Source organism: Streptomyces sp. NBC_00887 (genome assembly GCF_045207585.1).
In genome coordinates this window covers 42,084-65,500 of sequence record NZ_CP108790.1, presented here as the reverse complement: position 1 = coordinate 65,500, position 23,417 = coordinate 42,084, and the positions used below count along the sequence as shown (strand labels likewise).

Annotated in this window: 21 protein-coding genes and 1 pseudogene; 4 read left to right on the top strand and 18 right to left on the bottom strand. The window is 65.7% G+C overall.

The window, feature by feature from the left end; all coding sequences use genetic code 11:
* Positions 1–88: 88 nt before the first annotated feature.
* Together OG844_RS46610 and OG844_RS46605 are read left to right on the top strand one after the other, a co-directional pair.
* Positions 89–211, top strand: a pseudogene (locus OG844_RS46610) (transposase); the annotation flags it as partial.
* A 42-nt stretch (positions 212–253) separates the two neighbouring features.
* A complete protein-coding gene (locus OG844_RS46605) occupies positions 254–898 on the top strand; it encodes a tyrosine-type recombinase/integrase (RefSeq protein ID WP_331734816.1) in 645 nt (214 codons plus the stop codon).
* 147 nt (positions 899–1,045) lie between these two features.
* On the opposite strand, the gene OG844_RS46600 is transcribed toward OG844_RS46605, so the two are convergent.
* From OG844_RS46600 to OG844_RS46580, 5 genes are all read right to left on the bottom strand, one after another.
* On the bottom strand, positions 1,046–2,086 hold the full coding sequence (locus OG844_RS46600; protein WP_331734813.1) for a pentapeptide repeat-containing protein: 1,041 nt from the start codon (positions 2,084–2,086) through the stop codon (positions 1,046–1,048).
* A gap of 136 nt (positions 2,087–2,222) precedes the next feature.
* Positions 2,223–3,065, bottom strand: a complete 843-nt coding sequence (locus tag OG844_RS46595; RefSeq protein ID WP_406396512.1) for a pentapeptide repeat-containing protein — start codon at positions 3,063–3,065, stop codon at positions 2,223–2,225.
* A gap of 112 nt (positions 3,066–3,177) precedes the next feature.
* Positions 3,178–3,510 (bottom strand): hypothetical protein, encoded by a 333-nt coding sequence (locus OG844_RS46590; RefSeq protein ID WP_331734807.1) that lies wholly within the window; start codon positions 3,508–3,510, stop codon positions 3,178–3,180.
* 271 nt (positions 3,511–3,781) lie between these two features.
* Positions 3,782–4,549, bottom strand: a complete 768-nt coding sequence (locus OG844_RS46585) for a Crp/Fnr family transcriptional regulator (protein WP_331734804.1) — start codon at positions 4,547–4,549, stop codon at positions 3,782–3,784.
* A gap of 5 nt (positions 4,550–4,554) precedes the next feature.
* Complete coding sequence (locus tag OG844_RS46580; RefSeq protein WP_331734800.1) at positions 4,555–4,815, bottom strand: hypothetical protein; 261 nt, start codon at positions 4,813–4,815, stop codon at positions 4,555–4,557.
* Positions 4,816–5,977: 1,162 nt separating this feature from the next.
* Here OG844_RS46580 and OG844_RS46575 point away from each other — a divergent pair.
* Entirely contained in the window at positions 5,978–6,310 is a 333-nt protein-coding gene (locus OG844_RS46575) for a hypothetical protein (protein ID WP_406396511.1), read from the top strand.
* Between the two features lie 45 nt (positions 6,311–6,355).
* On the opposite strand, the gene OG844_RS46570 is transcribed toward OG844_RS46575, so the two are convergent.
* From OG844_RS46570 to OG844_RS46560, 3 genes are all read right to left on the bottom strand, one after another.
* Positions 6,356–7,204 carry a hypothetical protein gene (locus OG844_RS46570; RefSeq protein ID WP_331734794.1) on the bottom strand — a complete coding sequence of 283 codons (849 nt, stop codon included), beginning with the start codon at positions 7,202–7,204 and terminating at the stop codon, positions 6,356–6,358.
* A gap of 43 nt (positions 7,205–7,247) precedes the next feature.
* On the bottom strand, positions 7,248–8,396 hold the full coding sequence (locus OG844_RS46565) for a hypothetical protein (RefSeq protein ID WP_331734790.1): 1,149 nt from the start codon (positions 8,394–8,396) through the stop codon (positions 7,248–7,250).
* Positions 8,397–8,643: 247 nt separating this feature from the next.
* A complete protein-coding gene (locus OG844_RS46560; protein WP_406396509.1) occupies positions 8,644–8,778 on the bottom strand; it encodes a hypothetical protein in 135 nt (44 codons plus the stop codon).
* Between the two features lie 289 nt (positions 8,779–9,067).
* Here OG844_RS46560 and OG844_RS46555 point away from each other — a divergent pair, with 289 nt between their 5' ends.
* Positions 9,068–10,615 (top strand): competence protein CoiA family protein, encoded by a 1,548-nt coding sequence (locus OG844_RS46555; protein WP_331734786.1) that lies wholly within the window; start codon positions 9,068–9,070, stop codon positions 10,613–10,615.
* A 106-nt stretch (positions 10,616–10,721) separates the two neighbouring features.
* Here OG844_RS46555 and OG844_RS46550 read toward each other — a convergent pair whose 3' ends face one another.
* The 10 genes from OG844_RS46550 to OG844_RS46505 form a co-directional block, all read right to left on the bottom strand.
* On the bottom strand, positions 10,722–12,251 hold the full coding sequence (locus tag OG844_RS46550) for a UvrD-helicase domain-containing protein (RefSeq protein ID WP_406396507.1): 1,530 nt from the start codon (positions 12,249–12,251) through the stop codon (positions 10,722–10,724).
* 190 nt (positions 12,252–12,441) lie between these two features.
* Positions 12,442–13,710 carry a hypothetical protein gene (locus OG844_RS46545; protein WP_331734780.1) on the bottom strand — a complete coding sequence of 423 codons (1,269 nt, stop codon included), beginning with the start codon at positions 13,708–13,710 and terminating at the stop codon, positions 12,442–12,444.
* A gap of 79 nt (positions 13,711–13,789) precedes the next feature.
* Complete coding sequence (locus OG844_RS46540) at positions 13,790–15,646, bottom strand: hypothetical protein (RefSeq protein WP_406396505.1); 1,857 nt, start codon at positions 15,644–15,646, stop codon at positions 13,790–13,792.
* A 116-nt stretch (positions 15,647–15,762) separates the two neighbouring features.
* Positions 15,763–16,752 carry a DUF6083 domain-containing protein gene (locus tag OG844_RS46535; RefSeq protein WP_406396503.1) on the bottom strand — a complete coding sequence of 330 codons (990 nt, stop codon included), beginning with the start codon at positions 16,750–16,752 and terminating at the stop codon, positions 15,763–15,765.
* Between the two features lie 125 nt (positions 16,753–16,877).
* On the bottom strand, positions 16,878–17,165 hold the full coding sequence (locus OG844_RS46530; protein WP_406396501.1) for a hypothetical protein: 288 nt from the start codon (positions 17,163–17,165) through the stop codon (positions 16,878–16,880).
* 600 nt (positions 17,166–17,765) lie between these two features.
* Positions 17,766–18,383, bottom strand: coding sequence for a GIY-YIG nuclease family protein (locus tag OG844_RS46525; protein ID WP_331734769.1), 618 nt, complete (start codon positions 18,381–18,383; stop codon positions 17,766–17,768).
* A 240-nt stretch (positions 18,384–18,623) separates the two neighbouring features.
* A complete protein-coding gene (locus OG844_RS46520) occupies positions 18,624–19,754 on the bottom strand; it encodes a competence protein CoiA family protein (RefSeq protein ID WP_331734767.1) in 1,131 nt (376 codons plus the stop codon).
* A gap of 423 nt (positions 19,755–20,177) precedes the next feature.
* A complete protein-coding gene (locus tag OG844_RS46515) occupies positions 20,178–21,566 on the bottom strand; it encodes a DnaB-like helicase C-terminal domain-containing protein (protein ID WP_331734765.1) in 1,389 nt (462 codons plus the stop codon).
* Positions 21,567–21,642: 76 nt separating this feature from the next.
* The gene (locus tag OG844_RS46510) at positions 21,643–22,680 is read right to left on the bottom strand and encodes a hypothetical protein (protein ID WP_331734763.1); all 1,038 of its coding nucleotides are present in this window, start codon (positions 22,678–22,680) and stop codon (positions 21,643–21,645) included.
* A gap of 447 nt (positions 22,681–23,127) precedes the next feature.
* Positions 23,128–23,349, bottom strand: a complete 222-nt coding sequence (locus OG844_RS46505; protein WP_406396523.1) for a helix-turn-helix domain-containing protein — start codon at positions 23,347–23,349, stop codon at positions 23,128–23,130.
* Between the last annotated feature and the right edge of the window lie 68 nt (positions 23,350–23,417).

Below are 23,417 nucleotides of genomic sequence, written 5' to 3'. Positions count from 1 at the left end.
GCGCTCACTGGCGCCGACTGACGACCGTTCCCGCAGGTCGCGATCAACCCTCCCGCTGTAGGAGTCATGGCCCGTAGCGACGACCAGGTCGGTCGCCGCCGATCTGGGGATCAATCCGGAGACCCTGCGGAACTGGGTCCGGGCAGCAGGAGCAAGCCGTCCACGGGGACGCCGGACGCAGGAACCGGCCCAGCCGCCAACCCCGCTGGAGGCGGAGAACGCGGCTCGGTGGAAGAAGGTCAGCGACGACGGGGTGAAGAACCCCTTCGACGCCGTGCAGCGGCCCTACGTCGACCCGGACTACTCCCCCACCCCTGGCTACACGGAAGAGGAGTGGGCCCGGTTCCTGACCGTCGCCCGCGACCAGCACCGCGTCGCGGCGTACCGCAAGCGCACGTACGCCATGCTGCTCGTCCTCTACACCTGCTGCCTGCGCATCAACTCGCTGCTCAACGCCCGCGTCGAAGACCTCGGGTACGACAAGGGGCACCGGGTGCTGCACCTGGAGCAGGTCAAGGGCGGCGGCAGGAAGAAGAAGCCCATTCCGCCGGTCGCCTGGGATGCCCTCCAGGATTACCTCGAAGGCCGCACCACGGGGTGGCTGTTCTGTACGGCCAGCGGCGGCCAGCTCGACGAACCGGCCGTGTGGCGCCTGCTCCAGTCGCTCGCCAAGCGCGCCGGGCTCCCGCTGCGGGGACCGCACGGCACCAAGGTCGACGCCATCACGCACGCCCTGAGCAAGAAGGACGCTCGTCCGGACAAGGTGCAGCACTGGGCCGATCATAAAGACTCCCGCACCACGCAGCGCTACAACCAACGCAAGGAACTCCTGGACGACAGCCCCGGCTACGGACTTGCCGGCGACGTCGCCAGCGCCCTGGAGCACAGCGCAACCTGAGAGGCGACGTGCTGCTGGGCGGCAGCCTCCGGCTTAAAGGGGAGGCGCAAAGCCGCAGCGCCCCGCATTGGATCGGCCTCGGAGTTCCAACGGAAGCCCCTTGGTTCACCGACGGGGGCGTAGACGACCGATTAAGCCTCCTCAGGATCATTGGAAGCCCGTACTGGGCACCGGCCCCATCGCGCCCATGAAGGACACTGTGCCGCCAGTGGACTTCGCGCCGACGAAGGACACCTCACAGCCGGAGAACCTCGCGCCGACGAAGGACACCAAGCCGCTGGAGAACGTCACGCTGGTGAAGGACACCTCGCCGCAGGAGAACATCGCGGCCATGAAGGTCACCACGCCAGAGAAGGGCACCGTGCCACCGGCGAACGTCGCGCCGGTGAAGTACACATGGCTGCCAGCGAACGTCGCGCCCATGAAGGACACATCGCTGCCGGAGAACCTCGCGCTCTGGAAGGACACCGTGCCACCGGAGAACCGTGCGTTGTCAAAGGACACCGTGCCACCAGAGAAGACCGCGCCGTTGAAGTCCATTCTTCCGTCGATGGTGACCCCAGTGAGATCGAGATTGCAGCCCTGCCACGAGCGGCCAGCATCCTTGGGGATGCGGTAGTGGTCACCGATGAGGCGCAAGATCGTATGCCGGACCTCGCGAAGTGCGCGGTACCGGTCCTTCTTGTCTTGGTGCGCGTCGCGACGTTCCGCAGTGGGTGAGGTGCCGTCGGGCAAGGGGTCAGACAGATCGCCGGGATCGGCAGGGAATGGCAGCCGCAGGTAGGCGCACAGGACGTCGATACAGGTCTGACGCAGGTCCTGTGTGGGGGCGTCATCGGCAAGGCCAGCCAGGGCGTGAACGCCTCCGAGCCGGACTGCGGGTGAGTCGGATCCGAGCTTGTCGACGGCTTGGGAGAAGCGCTCGGTGTGTAGTCGGGTGGCTTCGCGGTGAGCGCCGACCTCGTCGACGCGTTGACGCCGGTAGGCAACGACCAGAGCGACGAGCGCGCCGGCCCCGGCAACCACCCCGAAGGAGAGCTTCATCAGGTCGAAGAGCGTGGTGGCGTCGAGCTGGGTGGTGGATTCAATCTCTTTGAAGTCCAGCAGCACCACCAGGCCGTAGAAGACGCCGCCCGCAACAAGGGCCGCGGCGACGAAGGCGAGGGTCAGGGCCTTGCGGATACTCAACCGCGGTCCCCGATCATTCGGAGCGGATCGTGGCCTTCGGTTGGCTGTCATGACGAGAAGGACAAGGTGCCGAGGCCAGCGGTTGCAGCCGCCCCGTTGGGCATGCGATTGACGACCGATTACGCCCCCCGTGGGGTTATGGAACTGGGGGCACCCAAGCGGAATCTAGGACGACCGTCGCAGCAACGGGCGTGCCGACGGCAGCGAGAAGTCCTCGGGGAGCGGATCCCACCGAGGAGCTGAAGTCCACCCTGCCGCCCGAGAACGTCGCGGAGCTGAAGTCCACCGTGCCGTCGGAGAACGTCGCGTGGCGGAAGTCAATACTGCCGTCGATGGTGACGTCGGCGAGGTCAAGGTCAGAGCCCTGCCAGGAACGGTGGGTTCCCTGAGGACGTCGATAGTGGTCACCTATGAGGCGCAGGACGGTATGCCGGACCTTGCGGAAAGCCAGGTAGCGGTGGCGTTCCTCCTGATGGGTCGGGTCTTCGCCGGGGTCGGGTGTGAACGGCAGCTGAAGGTAGGCGCAGAGGACGTCGATGCAGGTCTGGCGTAGGTCTTGAGTGGGGGCGTCGTCGGCGAGGCCGGCCAGGGCGTGGACGCCGCCGAGCCGGACGGCGGGTGCGTCGGAGCCGAGTTTGTCGACGGCTTGGGAGAAGCGTTCGGTGTGGAGGCGGGTGGCTTCGCGGTGGGCGCCAGTCTCGTCGACGCGCTGGCGTCGGTAGGCGACGACCAGGGCGACGAGCGCGCCGGCCCCGGCGACGACCCCGAAGGAGAGTTTCACCAGATCGAAGAGCGTCTTCGCATCAAGCTTTGCGGTGGAGTCGATCTCCTTGAAGTCGAGTAGCACCACCAGGCCGTAGAAGGTGCCGCCCGCAGCCAGAATTGCGGCGACGAACGTGAGGCCGAACGCCCACCTCGGCTTCATCAGCCGCAGCTTCTGTTCGTTCGGGAAGGACCGCGGCCTTCGCTTGGCTGTCATGACGATGGAGACAGGGCTCGGTAGTCAACGGTTGCAGCCCGCACGATTGGCCGATCATCGACCGTTTCCGCCCCCTGGCTCGATCGGATCGACGCCTCCTTAAGAACGGGAACTACCAAGAGTAAGGAAGAGTGACCGCCGAAGTACCAGGCGTGCCGATGGCAGCGAGAAGCCCCCGGGGAGCCGGGCCCGTTGCGTTGCCGAAGTCCACCGTTCCGCCGGAGAACACCGCGTTGTCGAAGTTCACCGTGCCACCGGAGAACACCGCTCCATTGAAACTCACCCTGCTGCCGGAGAACCCCGCGCTCAAGAAGTACACAGTGCCCCCGGAGAACAACGCACCGCTGAAGTACATCCCGCGGCCGGAGAACACCGCACCGTCGAAGTGCACCACGCTCCCAGAGAACACCGCTCCGGCGAAGATCACCGAGTCGCCGGAGAACACCGCCCCTGGCTGTTCGACAGGAGCAGCTGGTGATACGGGGCGAGATCATCGCGGATCTGCGCGGGCCCAGTGGTAGTTGATGCCGACGCCGGAAAGGTCGGCAGGCACATTCGGAGACCGGAGCCGTGGGGCCAGTCCTCGAGGATCGGCGCGTCGGGCGGGAGCGGAGCGAGTGGTGGCGAAACGAGCCTGATGTCCTGACGGCGGTAGTCCGTCGTGCTGGTGCCCACCTTCCGAGCTGGGGTGAGAAGGCGGGCACCAGCGTGGCGCGTCAGAAACCTCGTGCGATCGTGCGAAGCCTGCGGATGTCTTCGATCTCGTAGAAGCGGTTGGTTCGTGTGCCGCGCTCCGGCGCCTTCACCGTGCCCTCCTCCCGCAGTTTCCCTAGCGCCTTCTCGACCGTCGCGCGGCTCAGCCCCAGGGCATTGGCGATGTCGCCCTGGCTAGGTCCGTCGACGACGTACATACCGGCGGGAATGAGCTTGAGGCTACGGCGGGTGTACTTCCAGCTTCGCTCTTCGCCGCCCTCGGCAAGGTAGTCGAGGAGCTTGGCAACGCGGGCGGTGGAGGTGACGTTGTTGGTCGAGTACACCGATTCCAGCAGTGCGGCGCGGTCGTTGGCGAGCTGCAAGAACAGGAGCGCCAGGTGGGGTTCCTCAGCCAGGGCCTGGTTGAGCGTCCTGGCGGTCACGCTGATCAGGGTGCTGTCAGCGAGGAGTTCGACACGAGCCCCGGCGGCAGACTTCCGTGGGTGCTCGTGGGGACGTGTCACGGAGGTGAGGTCGCCGATGACGGCTCCAGCGGACCAGATTCGCTGGGTTCCGTGAGGGGTGGTCTCCATGACACAGCCTTCATCGACGATGTGCACCCATTCGTGCCCGTAGGAGAGCATCGTGCCGCGCTGGCGACGCACGACACGTCCTGCTCGGACAAGCCAGCTTGCGGCCTGCGGGAGCGACGTGCTCGCCAGGAAGTTCTCGCTGCTCCCGCTCGGGGCGGTGAACCATGGCGATTCCTGCTCGGCTTCGTACGCAGTCACGGCGGTTACTTCCCGTCCCCTACGGCCGCCGAGTCGGGTTCACCCGGCGGAAGGGAAGCAGCCGGGGCGATGACCTGGGTCGGTGCGGGGGGCGACGGCTCGGTGAGCAGGCGAACCACGGGCACCAGGGCACCCACGAGTACGGCGAGCGCCACGATGACGGCGCCCACGCGGGCGGGGTTGTTCTTCAGGTGGAGGATGGCGTAGCAGGCTGCGGCGACGACGATCGCGAAGATCAGTACGGCCGCGAGGATTCCCTCGGACACGGATACCCCTACGGGTACGGGCGGCCGAGTCTCGTCATCGACATCTGGTGATGTCGAAACTCGGCCGCGATTTTGGAATGGTCTCGCCGGTGACGCACAGACCGTGGTTAGTGGCCTGTATCCGGTTAACCAAGAACCCTACGCCATACGAGCGACCCCACCAACAAACGTACGTGCGGGTAGATTTCTGATCGACCAGCCGATATGGCGGAGGGTCAGATTCCCTTTTCGTGCGGCAACCCGTAGCGGTTGCGCAGCAACGCGGCGGGCCGCGAGGATGCCCTTCAGCGGTCCAAGGTGGACAGTCGGCCTGGCGGGCGTGCGGACGGGCGTGAGAGCGCACCTAGACCGGAAAATGCATGACGGCCACACCCGAGGGGTGCAGCCGTCATGATGCTCTGAGAGCTGGGCGTACCAAGGGGACCAACCCTCGGAGAGACCCGTGCTGAGCGAGACCATTCCAAAGCCATGTCAGCTCTGACTAGGTAACCGTCTTGAGGTCTCGAATAAACCCTACTTCTAGGGAAAGTGGCTATGTTGCTGGCCACTTTCCCTAGAAGTAGGGGTTCTCCAGCGTCTAACCGGGGTGACCGCCCCGTATTGCTTCGAGGATTCCTTACTTCCGGGGACTCGATATCAGCATCAACGACGCAGCCCCGCGGGACAAGACAAGGATGGCCGAACCTCGGGGCCGAGTCACTGAAGGCGACGGTACGCCCCCAGTGCAGGGCAGGCCCGGCTGCTCAAGCAGACGCTCGGCTGAACCCGGCCAAAGCTGCGGGACTCCGCTGACCGATGGACCTGGCTCGTCCTAGCGGCCCCCGTCTCCGCCTCGTTCGGCCACCTCACGCGCGATCTGCGTCGACCGCGGGAACGGCCAGCGACCAAACAGACTCACCCCAAGCCCGGGTCTGCCGCGGTTCAGGAACCTTCGCGCGAAGACAGGTACGCCCAGCAGCGCCACTAAAACCCACGCCACCTGGCCCCGGCCACCCGCTGGGCTCAAAGAACCGGCGGCCCCCACCCGCTACGCAAACGTACCCTCGCCGCCGGCGAGGCATACGCCGCCCCGCTCGTCACAGGCCAGGGACCCAACCGCGCCGTGGCAGTGGATCCTCCACCCCAGCTCATCGCCACGAACGCGGCGATGTTGGATAGCGGCATGGTGAGCAAGATGGAGAAGAAGCCGCAGCCCGCCTGGGGCGTTCCGAAGGGAATCGTCCTGTTGGCGACCCCCGAGGGTTGGCGCACCAGCATCCTCACCAGGGAAGGCGGGATGCTCTGCGGGCGTCTGGAGGTGCCGATCAACATGGACCCACAAGACGCGCGGGCTGCCGTGGCGCTGATGGTAACGGGCCTCGCGCGCGACTTCCACGACACCGCCGTCGAGGTGAGTTGGGATCCGCCCCGGGAGCCCTGGTCATGGACCGCCCAAGTCGCTTTCGTCGCCGAAAGCGAACCTTCGCCGGGCACCGAGGGGCAAACGCCAAGCTGAGCACACGTGGACCTCCAGCGGGGACCACAAGCATCGGTGCCAGCGTCACATCAAGCGGGAGACGTAGGCCGGTGCGAGGGCTCGGACCGTGGCTTCAGGCAGGTCGCCGCTCAGGGCTTGCACTGCCATGCCAACGCCAGGTGTGGTGGGCCCCCCGAAGAGATCTTTGAGGAGTTGCAGGCCTTCTCGGGTGATCTCGCCGACTCGGGGATCCTCCCGCAATTTGGCGAAGGAGGCGGTGACCTGAGCTACGGGGATGGCGCGGATGATGCGCAGGACGTCGCCGGCGTCCTTGTGGGTAAGGCGTTCGGGGCGGGCATCTGCTTGTTTCAGACGGTCGTTGATCTTGAAAGCTTTGGCCACGAGGAGAGCAGCGGGGCCGGCGACGTTGACGCTGATCGTTCGAGCGTCGGCCGCCTCGAGGCTGGTAATGGTCATGGGTGAGCGGTCGACTGCGGCAACTTCCAGTCCTGGAACCCATCGAGCTGACATCACGCCGTGCGGAGGGATCTTGACGCTGCGCTTGCCGACCTTAGGGGCTAGCCCTTTGGCCATGAGCAGGTCGAACTCGATCGGAACCTCTTGGCCACCGATCCGCTGAGTTCGCATCCACAAGCCAGGCTGATTGTCGCGGAGCAGCTCGAAGCCTGCCTCCAGGAGCGCTTGGTCGAGGAGCGGAACATTCTGCAGGCGGTCGGGGTCGATGCTGATGTCTCCGTCTGACGTGAAGGAGGTCCGCAGGGCCGCCTCGGGCGTGCGCAGGTAGACGGCCTGCGCGCCGACGACTGTCAGGGCGTCGAGCTGATCGCTGAGGGCCGTCAGGCCGTCCAGAAGGACGCGGCGCGCGGCAACATGGAGTTGCTGAGCATCCACATTTTCAGGAACCCTGGCCACGTTGTCTCCCCACCATCGCTCAACCGCCCTGGAACCGATGAGCTTAGGCGGCCCACCATTCCTTGATCGTGTGAATGTCCAAGTTCCTCCACTGCTCGTGGGCGGACATTCTTTCCAAGACAGCTTCGCCTTCGGCCGGCAGTCGCCCTGGGCCGCTGAGACAGTCGAGGGCCAGCTGACTGAGCGCTACATGGGGCAGACCGCCAACGATGCGGGATTGCTTGAAGACCACCGGGTCATGGGCGTCGAGGAAGAGCACGTCTGCCTGCTGCTTCACCTCGAGAAGCCCGAGGTGGTCAACGAGTTCGTCGGAGAAATGGTCGGGACGGATGTAGATCATGAGCTGTCCGCCAACGGACAGCGGAGCCACCTCGCGCGCAGCATAGGACCCGGTGATGGCAAAGAGGCTGCGGGAGGTGAAGTCGTCCCGCATCTGGCGGAGCAGGTAGTCAATACCGTTGGGGGCCATGAAGCCGCTGTAGGGGTTCAGGTTGAGCAAGTTGGAGTGCTCTGCCCGGGCGCGCAGCAAGCCTTGCCAGTTCACCGAGTGGATGGTGCGGCCCTCGCGCTGGATCAGAAGCTGGTCCTCGAGGGTGCCCAGAAGCCGGGAGACGTAGGCCAGGCTGAGTTTGGTTGCCGCTGCGAGGTCACTGGCCCGGTAGGGCGGCCTCACGTCGGCCAGGATGCGTACCAGGCGATCTACCTTCGAGCCCGACAAGGTCACTGCTGACGAGGGCTGAGAGGCGCTGCGTGGGGCCCGGCTCTGGCCCTCGGTGTAAATGAAGATGGCCGGCCGGTCCGCCCGGATCCAGATGTTGCGGGTCAGGTCCACGTAGCTGATGCCGTGGATGCGCAGGAGATCCTGGGTTTTGGGGGAGATCCAGGGAGCCATGACCAGCAGCGAGGTGAACGAGTTCACCTGACGGACCAGGCGTAGCTTGCTGAGAAGTTCGGTATCGACCGTGCGGGGCGTGAGCGAGGACTTCAGGTCCACCACATATCTGGCGGTGTGGCCCATGTCGGTGGAACGAATCTCGATCATGCGGTCCGAGTACCAGTCGGCAGGGTCCTGCTGAAAGCCAGGAACTGCCTCGACCGCCCAGCCTTCGCCGAACAGCCCGCGCAGCCGCTCCAAGCCTGAATCGAAGAGCCTCCCCGGCGAGCTAACCTCTTCGTTACTCTTCGAATCCATACTCACTCCAAAAACTACACAACGTAACGAATTGCTTAGATCGCCGACTCTCCTTGGTCAGGCAAGTAGAGATTCTAGGCAAGTTAACTCTACTTACCGAGTTTCTTCAGTTAAGCAAGCTGCCAATACAAGCAAGCTTTGCTGTACGCCGTCCGAGCCAGGGCAGGCTTGCTACTTGCTCGGCAGTGTTCACCAGGCGAGCAGCGCTTCCGCACCAAGCCGCTGTCCGCGGCTCACGTCAGGCGGCTCAGCCGATGGAGGAGACGTTGTTGTACCCGTCGTAGCCGATGGAGGAGACGTTGTTGTACCCGTTGTAGCCGATGGTGAGGTGTTTGTTGATCCGATCCAGATGACGTCGAGCTCCTGGACATCGTCGGTCCAAGCGTCGATCGCACGATCCCAGACGCCGCGGAGGTTCAGGGCTGCGACCGACCAGGGCCCGCTGGCACTTCGGCTCCACTGGGGTCAGGTCGACGGGAGGCCGCTGTACGCAGGCAGGGTGCCTCCGTGGCCCCGGCGTTGTCGTAGGTGGGAGATATCGTCACTCAGTTAGGCGACCGGCAGTGTGGCCGGGCGCCAACCGGGCTGGAGGTTGTATGGCTCTGGACAGACGCCGAGTACAGACCGCCGTGATCGGCCACGCCGATTCCGAACTTCCTGTGGTGCTTCCTATGGAAGCGATTGAGCTCGACACCTTCAGAGCACGCCACGCCGAAGAGACCTACTGGTGCGGCATGTGGCTGGGTGGTTGCGGACACCAGCTCACCACCAAGCTGTACACCGACCGCGCATGTCACTTCGCTCACGTCCCAGACCCCGAGCACACCTCCGCCTGTACCCGGAAGGCAGCAGGAGTCTCCAGCGCGGACCACCTCTACATCAAGCACGGGCTGATGACATGGCTGGATGAACAGGAGATCACTGCCACGGCAGCCATCCCGCGTGATGCGGACGGTTTCATCGGCGGAGAGGTGCTCTTCACCCCCGCCGGGCGCAGCACTGTACGCATCCTGCTCTCCGAGCCGCCTGGCGAGCCTGCGGCAGGAACGGGGGATCCCTCTCAGCTCGTGCTCGGCCCCGAGGTGGCGTCTGACCCGGACGTGCTGCTGCGACAGGGATACGTCAATCGAATCCAGCTCATTCCCGAGGGCACTCGCCGGCGGATCCAGGTTGGTACCGAACGGCACGGCAGCCCCACCGAATGGTTCGACCTGCATGAGGTGGAGTTGACTGGCTCGGGGCTCAGCACCCCTGCCGTCGAGGAAATCCGCAGATTGCGTGCCACGCGGCAGCCCATCGGGGCGAGGCCGGCCAAGGCCGTGCCGTCGCCGGCTCGGCCCACCGTACGGACCGTCGGCGACGAGACGCCCGGCAGCACGGCGGATGACCGCGCGGCCGTCATCACGGCTCTCGGCAAGGCGGTCGACGATGGGCGTAGCCGCACAGAGATCCGTCGCTGGTTGAACCGGGCGGAAGAGGTGACGCACGGCGGGGCCACCGCTGAGGAGAACGGACTGATCAGAGCAGCTGTCGATGTGCTGCTACGGCTGGAGCGAGCCGTTAGCTTGCCAACACAGCGCGAACCGTCCTTTCAGGAGCGCAAGGCCCTGGAGAAGGTCACGCGGCTGTTGGGCAGCTTCACACAGCAGAAGGACCGCGGGATTCGGGCTATCACGTCCCGCCAGCGTCGCCAGCTTGAGCAGGCAGCGCAGCAGGCTTCCGATTGGCTCACCGCCGACCAGCGCTCACAGGTGCAGAAATGGCAGACAGCTCCGACGATCTCCACGCCTGTACCGCGTGCCCCTCGGACGCCGGTGCATGACCGACCCTGGCCCATTACCCCTGCTGCGCCGACCCGATCCGAGCCCTACGACCCGGCCAGCCTTGCCGACGCCGTCCGCGACGTCCTGGAGCACGCAGCTCGGTTGGGGAAGACCGTGACCTTCACCAGCCTGTGCACCCAGGTCAAAGGGCTGGATGAGCTACCTGAGTCCGATCAGGTACACGTGCTTCGACGCGTCAAGCCGATCGCTCGCACCCGCAGTGCGAGACCCGAGCAGCCGGCCCTGCTCACCGCCCTGATCACCACTGAGGAAGGGGGCATGCACTCCCTCTATCGCGGGCTGGCCGACCACGCTGGCTACCACCTGCCCCAGCGGGCCGACAGTGCCTGGGCCGACACAGTCAGGATTCTTCACGACCGCTACCGCAACCCGTAACCGGACGTGCGGCGCAGTGGCGTGGCACACGCAGACTTCTGCGCCGCGCGCATGTGAGGGCAGCCCCAGCGGGTGCTGAAACTGCCGAGGCTGGCGTTCGGCTGTGTCACCCGTGGTCGGACGGCCCCAGCCTGTCCCAGGGGTTGACCGAGATGTGGGGTGATGCGTCGGGGCGCTGGGGGTTGGCTTGGGGATGGGCGTCAAACCAGGCAAGTCCGCCGATGTCGAGCTGGTGGCGGGCGCGGGTGATGGCCACGTAGGCCAGGCGTGCTTCGTTGCGCGGGATCCGGCCGGGTTTCCCGTTGGCGTCGGGTTCGGGTTCGCGTTCGGTGAAGTCCTCGCCGATGCGGACGACGGGCCATTCGCGTCCCTTGGCTTTGTGGACGGTGGAGATGGTGACGTCACTGGTCTCTTCGGAGCCGAGGCGGTCGACGGCCTCGAGGGCGGCTGTGGTCCCGATGTCGTCGATGAGGTCGACCCAGGGGTGGAGGTCGGCTCCGGCTGGGTCGTTTTCTGCGTAGTCCTGGACTTCGCCCCAGGTCTTGAACAGGTAGAGCTCGGGGTGGCGGGTGCCGTTGCCGGCCTTGAGGTCCTTGGCGGCCAGGGCGAGGTTGCGCAGGACACTGCCGCCTCCCACCATGGCTACCCGCCGGTCGTGCTTGAGGTGGTACATCACTTCCGCCATGGCGCCGCCGTTGGTCCGGCACAGGACAGCGTTGGGGTGGTCAGCGGCTTCCAGGCGGGTGGGGGTGCCGGTGTGCCCGGTCAGGCGCAGAGGGGTGCGGGCGATGTGGAGCCATCGGTTTGCTTCGGCTGCGAGTGCGGGGCCGAAGCGGAAGGACTGGGACAGGGGCAGGTGGGTGCCGTCGGAGCCGGTCATGATGTCGCGGGCTCCGCGCCAGGTGTAGATCTGCTGGGCGCTGTCTCCGACGAGGACGATCTGGGCGTGGGGGCGCTGGAGGTTGAGGACGTACTCGAGCGCGGGGTTGGTGTCCTGTGCCTCGTCGAGAAGGATGTACTGCTTGTTGATGTGGGGATCGGTGAGCTGCCAGACCTTGAGGTAGTGGTCGTGCTCGACGCGGAGTTTGTCGCCGTCGGGGCGGCTGACGTCTTCCCAGGCGCGTTGGGCGTAGGGCAGGACGGTGGCGGCCAGGACGCGGTGGATGTCGGGGTCCTCGCCGCCAGGCTGCAGTGGAACGTGATGCACGCTTAGTTCTCGGTCTGCTGAGTGGCAGTAGACCAGGATGGTCTGCTTGGTGATGTAGGCGAGGTTGGTGCGCTCGAAGGTCCGCTGCTTGACCGTGAGGCTGGTGTGGAGTCCGAGCGTGTCCGCGGATTTCCAGGCGGGAACGCGGGCGCCGCCGAAGCGGTGCTGGTAGCGGTGGCCGACAGCGGCGTAAGCGAGACCGTGGCCGGTGGCGCACTGCACGCGTGGCGGGAAGCGGTGCTTCGCGGCTTCTTTGACCGAGCGGTTGAAGGCGATGTACATCCCGCGCCGGTCGGTGTCGGATGACGCCAGGAGTTCCAGCGTTGAGGTCTTCCCTGTCCCCGCGCCGGCCTGGAGCACGAGTCGCTGGCCCGAGGCGAACGCTTTGATCGCGTTCTCCTGCTCACGTGTGGGGGTAATGGCTGCCAACGAGACCTCCAGGAATTCCAGCCGTACGCGATGCCCGCAGCCCGATAGCTGCGTCGGCAGGATCGTGGCAGAGGGAACTGACAAGTCCGGATCCGTAATTCGCACTTACGCACTGGGGTTCGTCCCGGTGTCCTGAGGCACCGATTCTTCACGCGCCAGATTTCGAACAAGGTCTGCGCGCGCCCGGTCGCTACCGACGTCGTCCCCAGCGGTGGCGGCAGGCGGGGCAGGCGTGTGCGGAGCCCGAGCCGTAGCGGTGGATGGGTGTGCCGCAGCCGGCGCAGGGGCCGATGTCCCAGGGTTGGCAGCCGTGGAGGGCGGCGGCGGCTTGGCGCTGCGGGGTGGTGATGTCGAGGCAATGGATCTGGTGGGGGGTGCGCAGGAGGCGTTGAGGGACGTGGTCGAAGGTGTGGAGGCCGGTGGCGTCGGTGGTGTCGCGGCGGGTGCGGCGGTCGTTGAAGACCATGGTTTCTTCGCCGTAGCGGCAGGTGCTGTCCAGGGGGGCTTCGGTGAAGACGAGTTCACTGTCGGGCGGGGTTTCGTCGGAGGGAAGCTCTTCCTCGGGTCCGACGATGTTCTGCCATTCGGTGCGGTCTTCGGCTGGGACCCACATGCGGGAGACGCTGCGTGGGTCGCGTTGGCTGGGGATCCGCATCGGCACGTGCTCGCCATTGGCGGTGGAGGCGACCAGGTGGTCGACCTGGGTGTGGGGCTGTTCCGGGATGCAGAGGGCGGGCAGGTCCCACTGGGCGTGGAGGCGTCCGCAGGCGCTGCCTTTGACGGGGCAGGGCCGCTCGCTGTGGGGCATGCACTTCCAGCGCTGAAGATGGCGTACTCCGGCCCGGACCAGCATGCTCCGGGAGGAGGCGATCATCTGCCAGGGCAGGTCGTCGACCCGGGCCCAGGGTGCCCGGTCGATGAGTGCGGCCCGCTGGCTGTTGGTGACCCATAACGGGAGAATGCCGTGGTCAGCGGCGGCCTGGGAACGGCGTCGGATGGTGCCGGCTGTGATGGGCGAGTACTGGGCCTCCCAGCCGATCGGGCCGGCTGGGCCGGTGACCAGGACGTCGCTGCATACCTTGCCGTCGGAGGTGCGTGCCTCGGGCCGGGCCGAAAGTCCGCGGCGTTCCGCGGCTTTGACGATCCGTTCCTTCATGGCTTTGTGCTTGTCGCTCTCCTCCGCCGTGGGGTGATGCCGGACCGGGAGGTGCGCGGCGACCAAGGTGGTGGTGCCGTCGATGGTTCTGCGGCGGATCGCCATCCAGGGAGAGCGGTCGTCCTCCTCGGCCTGGCACACACCTCGCTCATGGTGCTCGAGGCACTGCAGGAGTTCGCGCTCGCGCTTGTCGATCGGCTGGGTGATCTCGGCTAGCAGCTCCGGCCGGTCAGGATGGCCAAGGTCCGGTTGAGTCAGCTCTACCGTGATGCGGTATCCGGTATGGAACACACCATTCGCCATAACCGGAAATAGTAGATCTGACCACTGACAACGAACACGGCGTTAAGCAGCCAAGCCAACTAATCGAATGCGTAAGCGATTATGTCGAGGCCGCGCTTGGCTCTCCGTCGCCTGCTGACACCTCATCGGGTTCAGCGGCTTCCTCTCCGTCCTCAATGTCATCTTGCTGCGGTGCTTCTGGAGCTGGGGCGTAGAGCGCCGCGTCGAGTACATCGCGGATCGCCTCGCCGCTCACTTGCGCTTCGCCATCGGCCGTCACCGGGTGGAGGAGAAGCTCGGTGGCCGCCAGGACGGAGAGAGCGGCTTCCCTCTCGCCGATTACAGGCGCAAGCCGCCCGTAGAGGCTGTGAAGTTTTGCGGCTGCCCGCGCAATGACCTTGCCGTCGAAGTTCCAGACGGGAGAAGAGCTCGGGTCCTCTTCGGCGAGCGCACCTAGCACTGCCGGAACGCAGCGGGGGTCCCATGCGTGCGGGCGCGAGTGAAGCCAGGCCAAGCTCTGGTCCAGATCGTCAGCGAAATCCGAGTCATCAGACACGTCAGACGTCTCGGCTGGGTCGGCCGGCTCGGGCAGGCTCGCCCTGATCTGAGGAACGCTCAGCTCGATCGGGTTGCTGTCCAGGACGTTATAGAACAAGGTGCGCGTCATGGCCGCCGGACCGTGGCCTGGGATGGCGCTGAACAGCTTGAGCTCCCAGCCGGGGTCGGCTGCCGCTCGCTGAGCATCACTCTCGAACCGGTTGACAGCGTAGGTACTCATATTCGCGCGCTGCGCGTGCGGGTTCGCCTGCGCAGCTTCGGCCGCGGCGCGGGTGGCACGCCACACGAGGTTGTAGATCTCCCCGATCGGTCTGTGGGCGGCGACTTTGCGGGCCGCCTCGGCGAGCCGGGCTCGGTGGTTGTCGGGCACTTCGGGAAGCTTGATCGTCTCCAGGCGGTCCGCGAAGTACCGAAGGCTCTCTCCCGCGATGAGTTCTTGAGCGAGGGCAAGTACGTCGTCGTGTTGTCCCGCGGTCATCCGGGCCAGATCGAGAGCTCCGGTCAGACGAGCATCAAGCTGCTCGACGGCCTTACCCGCGCTCGGCCCGTACGGGGCGTAGTAGCTCGCCCTGAGCGGGTAGAAGTCGCCGGTGAATTCAGGGTCTGGGAGCGCCTCGATCTGCCCCTCGGCTTCGCGCAAGGCGTCCTCGAACGTCGGGGGGGTCCATTCGAACGCCCGGACAGGACTCGTCGGGTGGATCCGCAGGAGCCCGGATCGCACAGCAGCTCCGAGCAAGGAGAACGTCTCGTCAGTGTTCGGATGAAGCGGCTCCGGCCACTGAGTCGGGCTGGTCATGGGCGCGGTGGAAGGTGCGTACCGGAGCATCGCCAGCACGCTGAGTACGTCTCTGACGCCAGCAGCGGAGGGTGGAGCCGCTTCCGACGGAAACGAGGTCGCGTACCTTGCTGCGACCTTCTCCTGCTGGAGCCGGTGCCATCGGGTCTGCGCCTCGGCGAGAGCCTGCTGTTGCTGATTCCTCTGCTTGGCGGCATCCCGCTTTGCCTTACGCGCGGGGTCCCGGACAAGACGTAGTGCGGCAATCAGGGAGTCGTTGCAGTCCACGCATACGGGGGTGTCACCTTCGCAGATCTGCTGAAAGGCGGTACGGGACGTAAGGCTGAGAGGCCCTTCGCAGTGGGGGCACTGCCGGTCGGGGACGACCGCACGGACGCCTGCTGCGGCAACAACGTAGATCTGGTGGCCCCAGCCCTGCGTGTCGATGTCCTTGGCTTTCTCGCACCACACGGGTGTGAAAACTTCGGCAGCGAAGCCGGCCAGGGCCCAGTACCGCTCTCCGATGCTGACAAGTTCCGGATCGGCTTCAGGCTCCGCGATCACGGTCGGGATAAGCCGGGAGAGAGCATCTACAGGCGACTGCGACTCAGAAAGATCACTCACATAGCTCACTGTAGTCGTATCACTGCACGGCGTTCAGAAGCCTACGTCTGCCTGTCCGTAGCGTGATGCCAGGTCCGCTGGATGCGCAGAGGATCGCGAAGTGTGCTCGGCAGACGTCAGGGTGCCTCGGTCGACTGCCCCCAACGCCGGTGAACCGCGCGGCGGCGGCGGAGCAGTTTTTCGCATTGCCAGCACAGCCATCCCTCCTCCAGTGTCAGGACAGAGGTGTTCGTGCATGAAGCGCCCGCGCATTTCGTGCGTTCACCCGGCCCCTCATGAATGACGAGGGGAGTGTCCTGGGCGGTCAGGTCGTAGCCGGTGGGCCGCTCGGTCAGGACGAAGGCGTCGTGTCGCAGCGGGTGGAACGGCACGAACTCGTTCTCGGTGTGGTCTGGCTGGGGGGAGTTGAAGTGGTCGTGGCAGCGCTGGTTCCACCAGCGGAGGGAGATGTTGAAGTCAGGCAGGTGCCATACCCAGATGCTGCCGCCGGTGAGCTCAAGGACCATCTGGCCCAGGCGGCCGGCGGCCTGATCCTGGTTAATGTCGACCCGTTCCCAGCGTCCTTCGCTCAGGTCGGCGACGCCCTGCTCGCACCGCTGCCCAGTCGGCTCGTCCCGGGCAATGCACTGCAGGTCCTCGATCGCGCACGGGCCGATCCGCAGCAAGCTGTGGTAGCCGACCACGTGGCGCACCTCGCGCGCCTCCTCGGGGCCTGGGCTCTCGACCTCTTCCTCCGCTACCGGCTCTGCCGGCTCGACGAAGGGAACGAACTCGCCGCGCTCGATCGCCGCACGCATTCGCACTCCGAGACGGCGGACGAGGTCCTGGACGCTGGGCGGGAGGTCGGGATGGTCGGCTGCGGGGCAGATGGCGGGGTGTGGGATCCGGCAGTACCCGTTGGAGGCATCAGTGCCCGGATAGGCCACGCCGCGGTTGATGTGCCAGCGCAGATTCGCTGGGACGCGGCTGCTGGGGAACTCGTTGGTCAGCGGAATCCGCAGGGCGTCGTAACGCTGGAACCACTCGACCGGTGTGCCGCAGTACTTACACAGGGAGGCCCCGTAGCGCCGCAGGATCTTCGTCTGGTTCGAGCGGTGGAGGTGCATGGACATGGGGTGCGCTCCCGCTCCCGGCTCGCTGTTGTGCCTGCATCACGACAACGAGGTCTGCTGATGCAGGACACGGCGGGGAGGGGACGACGATGGGCGCTGGCCAGTCCGTGCTTTCGGAGTCAGAGAGAGGTCAGGCGCCATGCTCGTACGGACGGGCTCTCGGGCGCCGCCTCCTCTGCCAGTTGCAGCAGTCCATGAGGCTTGGTCGCCCTCTCAGCGAGCCACGCCTCCAGATGTTCCGCGTGCGGCCGCTCCCCGAACCGGGTCCGAGGTACATACGGCATGAGTACTGAGGTCGCCAGGAGCTCGGCTGCGGAAGCCGGCTCGGCGAGAGCGCGGTGGTCCTTCCACTCCTGGAAGAAGAGGGCCCACACATGGTCCGGGTTGACATCGTGTTCCTCTCCCACAGGAGCCGGGGAAGGCACTGACGGGTCCGGTGCCTTCGGACAGTTGAGACTGTTGCGTTCATCGCGCCAGGCCCACGATTCCTCTGAACCGTGGGCGTCCAAGCGCTTCTCGAGGTAGACCCCGCAGTAACGGCAGAGACGGGCACGAAGGACCTGTGAGCTGCACCGCGGGCAGTCCTTCTGGTCAATCCGGCGCCTGCCGGGGCTGTGACACTTCCCGCACCAGTCTGCCGGCAGAGGCTGGTGGTCCCCGGGATAGATCGGATCCGCCTGCCGGGCGGCCGTCACAACGGCCGCCCGGGCAGTGGCGATGCTGGCGTAAGCCACAGCCGCAGAAAACCGACCGGCTTCGGCATGCTGCTCGGCTACGGCGAGGAAATCCTCCGGTGCCACCTGTGCCTCCTGGCAATGATCAGCGGCCGCTCAGTCGTTGGCGGCACAGGAGTAACTGATCGACCGGGCTACAGGTTCTTCCGCCGACAGAAGCTGTCCAGGACACCGCAACTCTTCGCCGGCACTCGCGTTTGCACGCACTGTTCTCGCTGAGTCCTGCGACGCTGAAAAGCGCCTGGGCCCTGGGAGCTGGGGCGCCGGTCCGCTCTACCCCGCCCGGTGGCTAGTCCGGATATCCAGTCCCAGCTCCGCCAGCGCGTCTATGACGACCGTGGCGGGATCTCCGAGAGGTGTCAGGTCGAACCACTCCCCGCGCACCCGGTAGTCCGCGAACCGATCGTGCAGCGCGCCTTCGTAGTCGCCTTCCACATCCAGGAGCGGAAGGAGCCTGGCGTGGTGGCTGGTCTGGAGCTGGGACATCCGGGACTTGAGGGTGCCGGTGGTTCGCCCGATCTTCGTCTTCGGGGAGCCCTCCACTCCGACGAGGTACGTCCGCACAGTCCGGCGGGCGAATCCCCGGGGTGTCGGCACCGCTGGCTCATCGGGGGCCGGGTGGGCGTCGTCGTCGTGCACACTTCCGGGGTCCTGGTGCACCACGAGGGTTGTGCTTCCACCCTGGATGGTCAGGGTCTTACCGATGGGCGTGCCGTCGGCCCTGAACGTGGTCCGGATGATCTGCATGACGATGACGGCGCCCTTGTACCCCAGGGCCTCCAACTCTGCCTCCGTGGCGTACCGCGAGGTGACCTCCGTCCCCTCCCATGCGGCTTCGCTGGGTTGGGGCTGTAAGTGGTCATGGCGTGGGTGGCCGGTCGAGTTCTCCATGGCCCGACCCTATGGGCGCCGGCCGACGGGCCCGACGTCTTGGCCATGGCGCGGGGAGGGGTGCGAGAGCAGGCTGCCGAAGAGATGGGCGGATCCGGTTGGCGTCTTCCGCCGTCCCCCACGGGCCGCGGGTCGCCGTACGGCGACCCGCGGGCCGAACGCGAGGGGCCCTGGACGCGGGAGGCCGAGGGCCGACGGCCGCTCACGGGGAGTGCACAGACCCTCCCGAGGTGTCCTGGGTCAGGTATTTTTCAAGGATTGCCAACTAGCTAGTGCGGCGGAAACGGCAGACTCCTTGGGCTCAGCTGGAAATACGACCCCTTTATCAAGATCGAATAGCCACACATTTTTCACCCCTGCCAGCCGCTCGTGGTAGGCGACAGGAAATGCGACTGGGATATCGTGGACCCATCTTTGGCTACCAAGAATGTCGGGGCACACCACGACAAAGGGTTCTCTGTCCCGAATATTTCCAAGTCCGCTGTCCCAGCGGTAGCCAAAAAAAGCCAGTCCGTCTAAGTAGTCTGGGTGCACTCGGATATTAAAGCTATTTCGTGAGCGTGTGGCATTGTTGTTGAACTGCTTCAGTATCAGGTCTTCGACACCAGATATGTCCTCAATCCCTGTCCGAGCGCGGAATGCCGCTCGGGGATCATAGGCGCGAATCTTCGCAATACGGGCCTGCTCGCGATGGTCATCATCCTGCTTGCGGTCGATATCCATGTACTGCGGGGCTGTCCACCATACGAGCCAAGGCTCCCCGGCTGATCCGACCCACTCTGCTGGCCAGAGCCGGCCATCACTGTCATGCACCGACTTAGCCTTAGATAGGGGCCGATGCGCCCCCATCCTTCCGTTCAAAATCCATGCCACGGCGTCCGTAAGATTCACGTCTTCGACCGAAACCCATTGCTGAAACGACGAACCTTCATGTATCGCCAGCATGCGTGCGATCCCGGCGCTCACGGTCCAATGGCCCCTCCCGGCGTCAGAAGGAGGGCTGATCAACAGTGAGGGAACACGTCCAGCCCACAAGCTAGGCGCCACCCCGAACCAGCAAACGGCGACACCGTCTCGCTCGTACCGGTCCGTGCGTGCCTGGATGCTTTCGGGAGTGATTGGTGAGAGCTGTGCTTCGAGGGCAATGCGTCGTGTGCCGTCAGCACTGGTCGCCATGACGTCAGCACGCCAGGAACGGTCTGAAGCGGCAACTTCATACTCGGCATGGAATCCTGCAGCGCGGGCCGCCTGGGCAAGCTCAAGCTTGAGCATGTGATGCTCAATGGACTCGCCCCTCGCCAAAGCGCACTGAGGGGCCCGCGGCCCATGGCGAAAGAAGCGCAGGCCACGCGGAGAGCGCACGGGGGTCATAGTGTGCTGGCACTCACGGCAGGTAAGAGGAGCCCTCGGGCGGGCTTGGTGCACAGTGTCCCAGGACTTGCCGCAACCAAGATCGGGGAGTGTCGAGTCGACGCTTCCCCACGCTTCGTGCCACACCATGAACGCCAACGCGCAACTCCGCTCTCTGCGGGAGTCATTCGCCATTACGCTACTGGGCGACCGTGCGACCGGAGAGCCCTTCTCGTGATTACGGGCCTGGCCGCTCCGGCTTTCGGATCGGGTGGTTTTCGCCAGTCGTGACGCCGCAACGGAGTCGGCCAGCCGACGCCGGCAGGCTGGCCACAGCTTCTGGCTGTCTCCGGTTCCAGCTGACGTCGGCGGGGGCCGCAGGGTGAAGATCGTCAGCGAGAGGGCCCTTCAAGGGCCTTGTGGAGCGGTCAGCGGATGGCACGCTCAGGCCGACTGCATGTCGATGAAGCGGCTGTAGTGGAGCTGAGCGGCGGCGGAGACCGTTGCCCGAGGCCCGAACCGGTTCTTCTCGATCACGAGATCGACCTCACCGGCTCGCGGCGATTCAGGTTCATCCACGTCCGGACGTTCCACCTTGATCACCACCGACGCATCGTTCTTGATGGCCCGTGACTCTCGGACCATGCCGTCGTCGTTGAGCTGGGAAAGGGCGATGACGTGGCACTCCAGGTCGACCGACAGGTTCTTCAGACCGCGCGAGACGGCGGCGACGGCCTGTTCGCGGGTGATGTTGCGGGTCTGCTCGACCTCAACGAGCTGGAGGTAGTCGACGACCAGGACGTCGAGGCCGTCCTTGCGTACGCAGGCGCGGGCAGCGGACTCGATGTCGCGAAGGGCGGCATGGTCGGGGCGGTGGATCCGCAACGGCAACGTCTTGAACAGCTCCCGGCCAAGGCGTTCCACCTCCTTCCACCCATCGGGCGTCAGGCCGCCCTGCCGGGTCAGGTGGTGCATGGGGATCATTCCCTCGGCCGCGACGATCTTCTGCAGCAGCTCAGTGCTGCTCATCTCCAGCGAGGAGAACATCACCCGGGCCCCGGCCTTGGCTGCCGCAGTAGCGGCGTTCAGGGCAAGCGTCGACTTGCCCACACCGGACTGGGCAGCGATGACCGTGACGTTCCCTGGGCGCATGCCCGAGGTGATTGTGTCCAGATCGGCCAGGCCGTAGGAGAGGCCGATCTGCCGTCCTTTCTGGATCTCTTCCAGTTCGTCCACGTAGTCGAGGTAGATGTCGTCAACCACCGGAGGGGCCGCACTGAGGCCGGGCGTGCCGGCCACGATGGCGGTCAGCTCCTTCTCGACCAGGCCGCGCACGTCGACTTCATCGCCTTCCTCGCTGTAGGCGTACTGAAGGATCTTCTGGGCAGATTCGATCGCCGCCCGGCGGTAGGCCTTGGCTCGGACGATCTCCGCGTAACGGGGCCCATTCGCGATCGTGGGGACAGCCTGGATGCAGGAGTGCAGGTAGGCGGCTCCGCCAACCTTGGTCAGCTCGCCGCGCTGGACGAGTTCTGCGGCGACGGTGACGACATCGACGGCCTCGCCGGCCTGGCGCAGGTCGCAGATCGCGCGGTGGATCATCGCGTGGGCCGGCTTGTAGTACTCCTCCGCGACAATGCCCGTCTCCAGGATCTCCGCGAAGTAGCGCTGAGCGGCGCCCATGGTGCTCATCAGGGTGCCGATCGTGGCCTGTTCGGCCTCCATGTTCTGCGGCGGCATGCGCAGGAATCCTGGTTCCGGCTCGGTGTCCCTGCGGGATTCATCGAGGCGGGCGGCGGGGTGCTGTCCGGGCAGGTTCTGGGTGCTGGACACTGGTGGTCTCCTGTTCGGGCTCTTCGGGCAGGGGTGCGGGTCGGACCGCGGGAACGGTCCGGCCCGCCTTTGTGTGTCAGGCCGTGACGCAGGGGATGCAGCGGCTTCCCGCGCGGTACTTCGGGTGCTTGGGACACATACCGTCCGCAGTCGAGCCGGGTGCCGGAGTCGTGGCCACGACCGCGTAGCGGGGCAAGTTCGGAATCCGGTCGCCCGCCAGCAGCCGGTACGGGTTGGTGATCTTGTGCGGGTTCTTCGTCAGCTGCCGCGTGAGCAGAGCCCGGTCGACCGAGTGGATGCCGGGCCAACCCTGCTCCGCCATCACGCCAAGGAGCTTTGGGGCCAGCTTGGACGCGTTGAGCTTGCCCTGGGTCCAGGGATCCGGCAGCAGCTGCAAGACGTCAGCTGCGGCTTGAAGGTCTTCTTCGGCGTAGCCAGCCTCCGCCTCCTCCCTCGGTGACGGCAACGACGTGTGGCCGCTGGTGTCCGCGAGGGGGTTGGGGGAGGAGGTAGTTACCTCCTCCGGGGGGTGTGGGGGGTGGGCCCCGGACTGCGGGTTTTCCGCATTCCGGCTCTGACCAGGCGAAACGCGGGTTTCCGGACTGCGGGTTTTCCGCAGTTCGGGTCCGGACTGCGGATTTTCCGCATTCCGGCTCTGACCAGGCGAAACGCGGGTTTCCCGCGATTCGGCGGGCGGCTGGCACTCCGAATCGCGGGTTTCCCGCAGTTCGGCGTTGACCTGCATAGATGCGGTGATGCCCAGATCGACGTACTGCTCGTTGTTCGCCGGGTTCCGGTAGACGCGGGTGACCCAAGTGGGGCGTTCAGTGGTCGAGTCATAGGCGGGGACGCGGGAAAGATGACCTGCTCGCGTCAGCCGCGCAGTGATCGTTTTGTACCGGTCTTTGCCCATCTTCCAGCCGCGCGCCTGGAGGTCGCCGCGGATGGCTTCCATCGTTGAGGGCAGCCTGGGATCGCGCAGTAGAAGCTCCGCCAATACGCCGAGATCCTCGGGCTGAAGTCCCGGAGTCCGGACCAGCTCACGGCGCAGAACCACCTCCTCCGGCGCCTCCCAAGCACGCTCCAGGAAGCTGTTGCCGAATTCGTCAGTCACAGCTCACCGCCCGGAACGCCAGCGATCAAGTGCTGGGTGAGCAGGAGGGCGTCGGGCGTAAGCGCGGCGTTGTCGGCCAGGGTGGTAGTGGTTACGCCCGCTACAGGTGTCGGCTCGGACGCCGGTGTGACAGCCCGGCCGGAAAAAGTTCGTCGAGCCGCGGCTGGAGGCCGGCGGCGCGGGCAGTACGGGCGGTGCATGCGGTGATCTCCCCTTGTAGGGGAGCCGTGACCAGCAGATGTGACCAGGTGGGCTACTCAGATGGTGGCGTTCCGCGACGCGGGGCGCTTATTCTGGGTAGAGGTGACCACGCGGACCGAGAGGTCCACGGGCATCACCCCGGCAGGCGAGGTCACTCTCACTGCTCACGACTCGGAGTTCTTGGACGTTCCTCGAGTCGGTTCGCTAGGAAGCGGTCCCGTTGTGGCGACGGGGCCGCTTCGCGCGTTATGGGCTAGACGTACTCCTGGGGCTACTAACAACATCAGCTTCCTGGCCGACTTCGGGATGCTTTGCGGCGAGCCCAGTGAGAAGCCGAGAGTAGGCGGCGAGGTGCTGGGCCCGGGGCACTACCTGGCCGTTTTCCCAGCGCAGGAACGCTACGCGTGAGACTCCGAGCGCCCTGGCAACCTCCTCCTGCGTGAGTCCATCTGCTCGCCTTAGGCGCATCCGAATCCGCGGCGGTGGTAGTTCCGTACGGCGTGCCAGAAGGGCATCAACCGCTTCGAATAGCTCAG

Coding starts and splice junctions, on each gene's coding strand:
- OG844_RS46595 (WP_406396512.1), bottom strand. CDS start 3,065: ATGACAGCCAAGCGAAGGCCGCGGTCCTTCCCGAACGAACAGAAGCTG.
- OG844_RS46575 (WP_406396511.1), top strand. CDS start 5,978: ATGGTGAGCAAGATGGAGAAGAAGCCGCAGCCCGCCTGGGGCGTTCCG.
- OG844_RS46565 (WP_331734790.1), bottom strand. CDS start 8,396: ATGGATTCGAAGAGTAACGAAGAGGTTAGCTCGCCGGGGAGGCTCTTC.
- OG844_RS46555 (WP_331734786.1), top strand. CDS start 9,068: ATGGAAGCGATTGAGCTCGACACCTTCAGAGCACGCCACGCCGAAGAG.
- OG844_RS46545 (WP_331734780.1), bottom strand. CDS start 13,710: ATGGCGAATGGTGTGTTCCATACCGGATACCGCATCACGGTAGAGCTG.
- OG844_RS46535 (WP_406396503.1), bottom strand. CDS start 16,752: ATGCACCTCCACCGCTCGAACCAGACGAAGATCCTGCGGCGCTACGGG.
- OG844_RS46525 (WP_331734769.1), bottom strand. CDS start 18,383: ATGGAGAACTCGACCGGCCACCCACGCCATGACCACTTACAGCCCCAA.
- OG844_RS46520 (WP_331734767.1), bottom strand. CDS start 19,754: ATGACCCCCGTGCGCTCTCCGCGTGGCCTGCGCTTCTTTCGCCATGGG.
- OG844_RS46505 (WP_406396523.1), bottom strand. CDS start 23,349: ATGCGCCTAAGGCGAGCAGATGGACTCACGCAGGAGGAGGTTGCCAGG.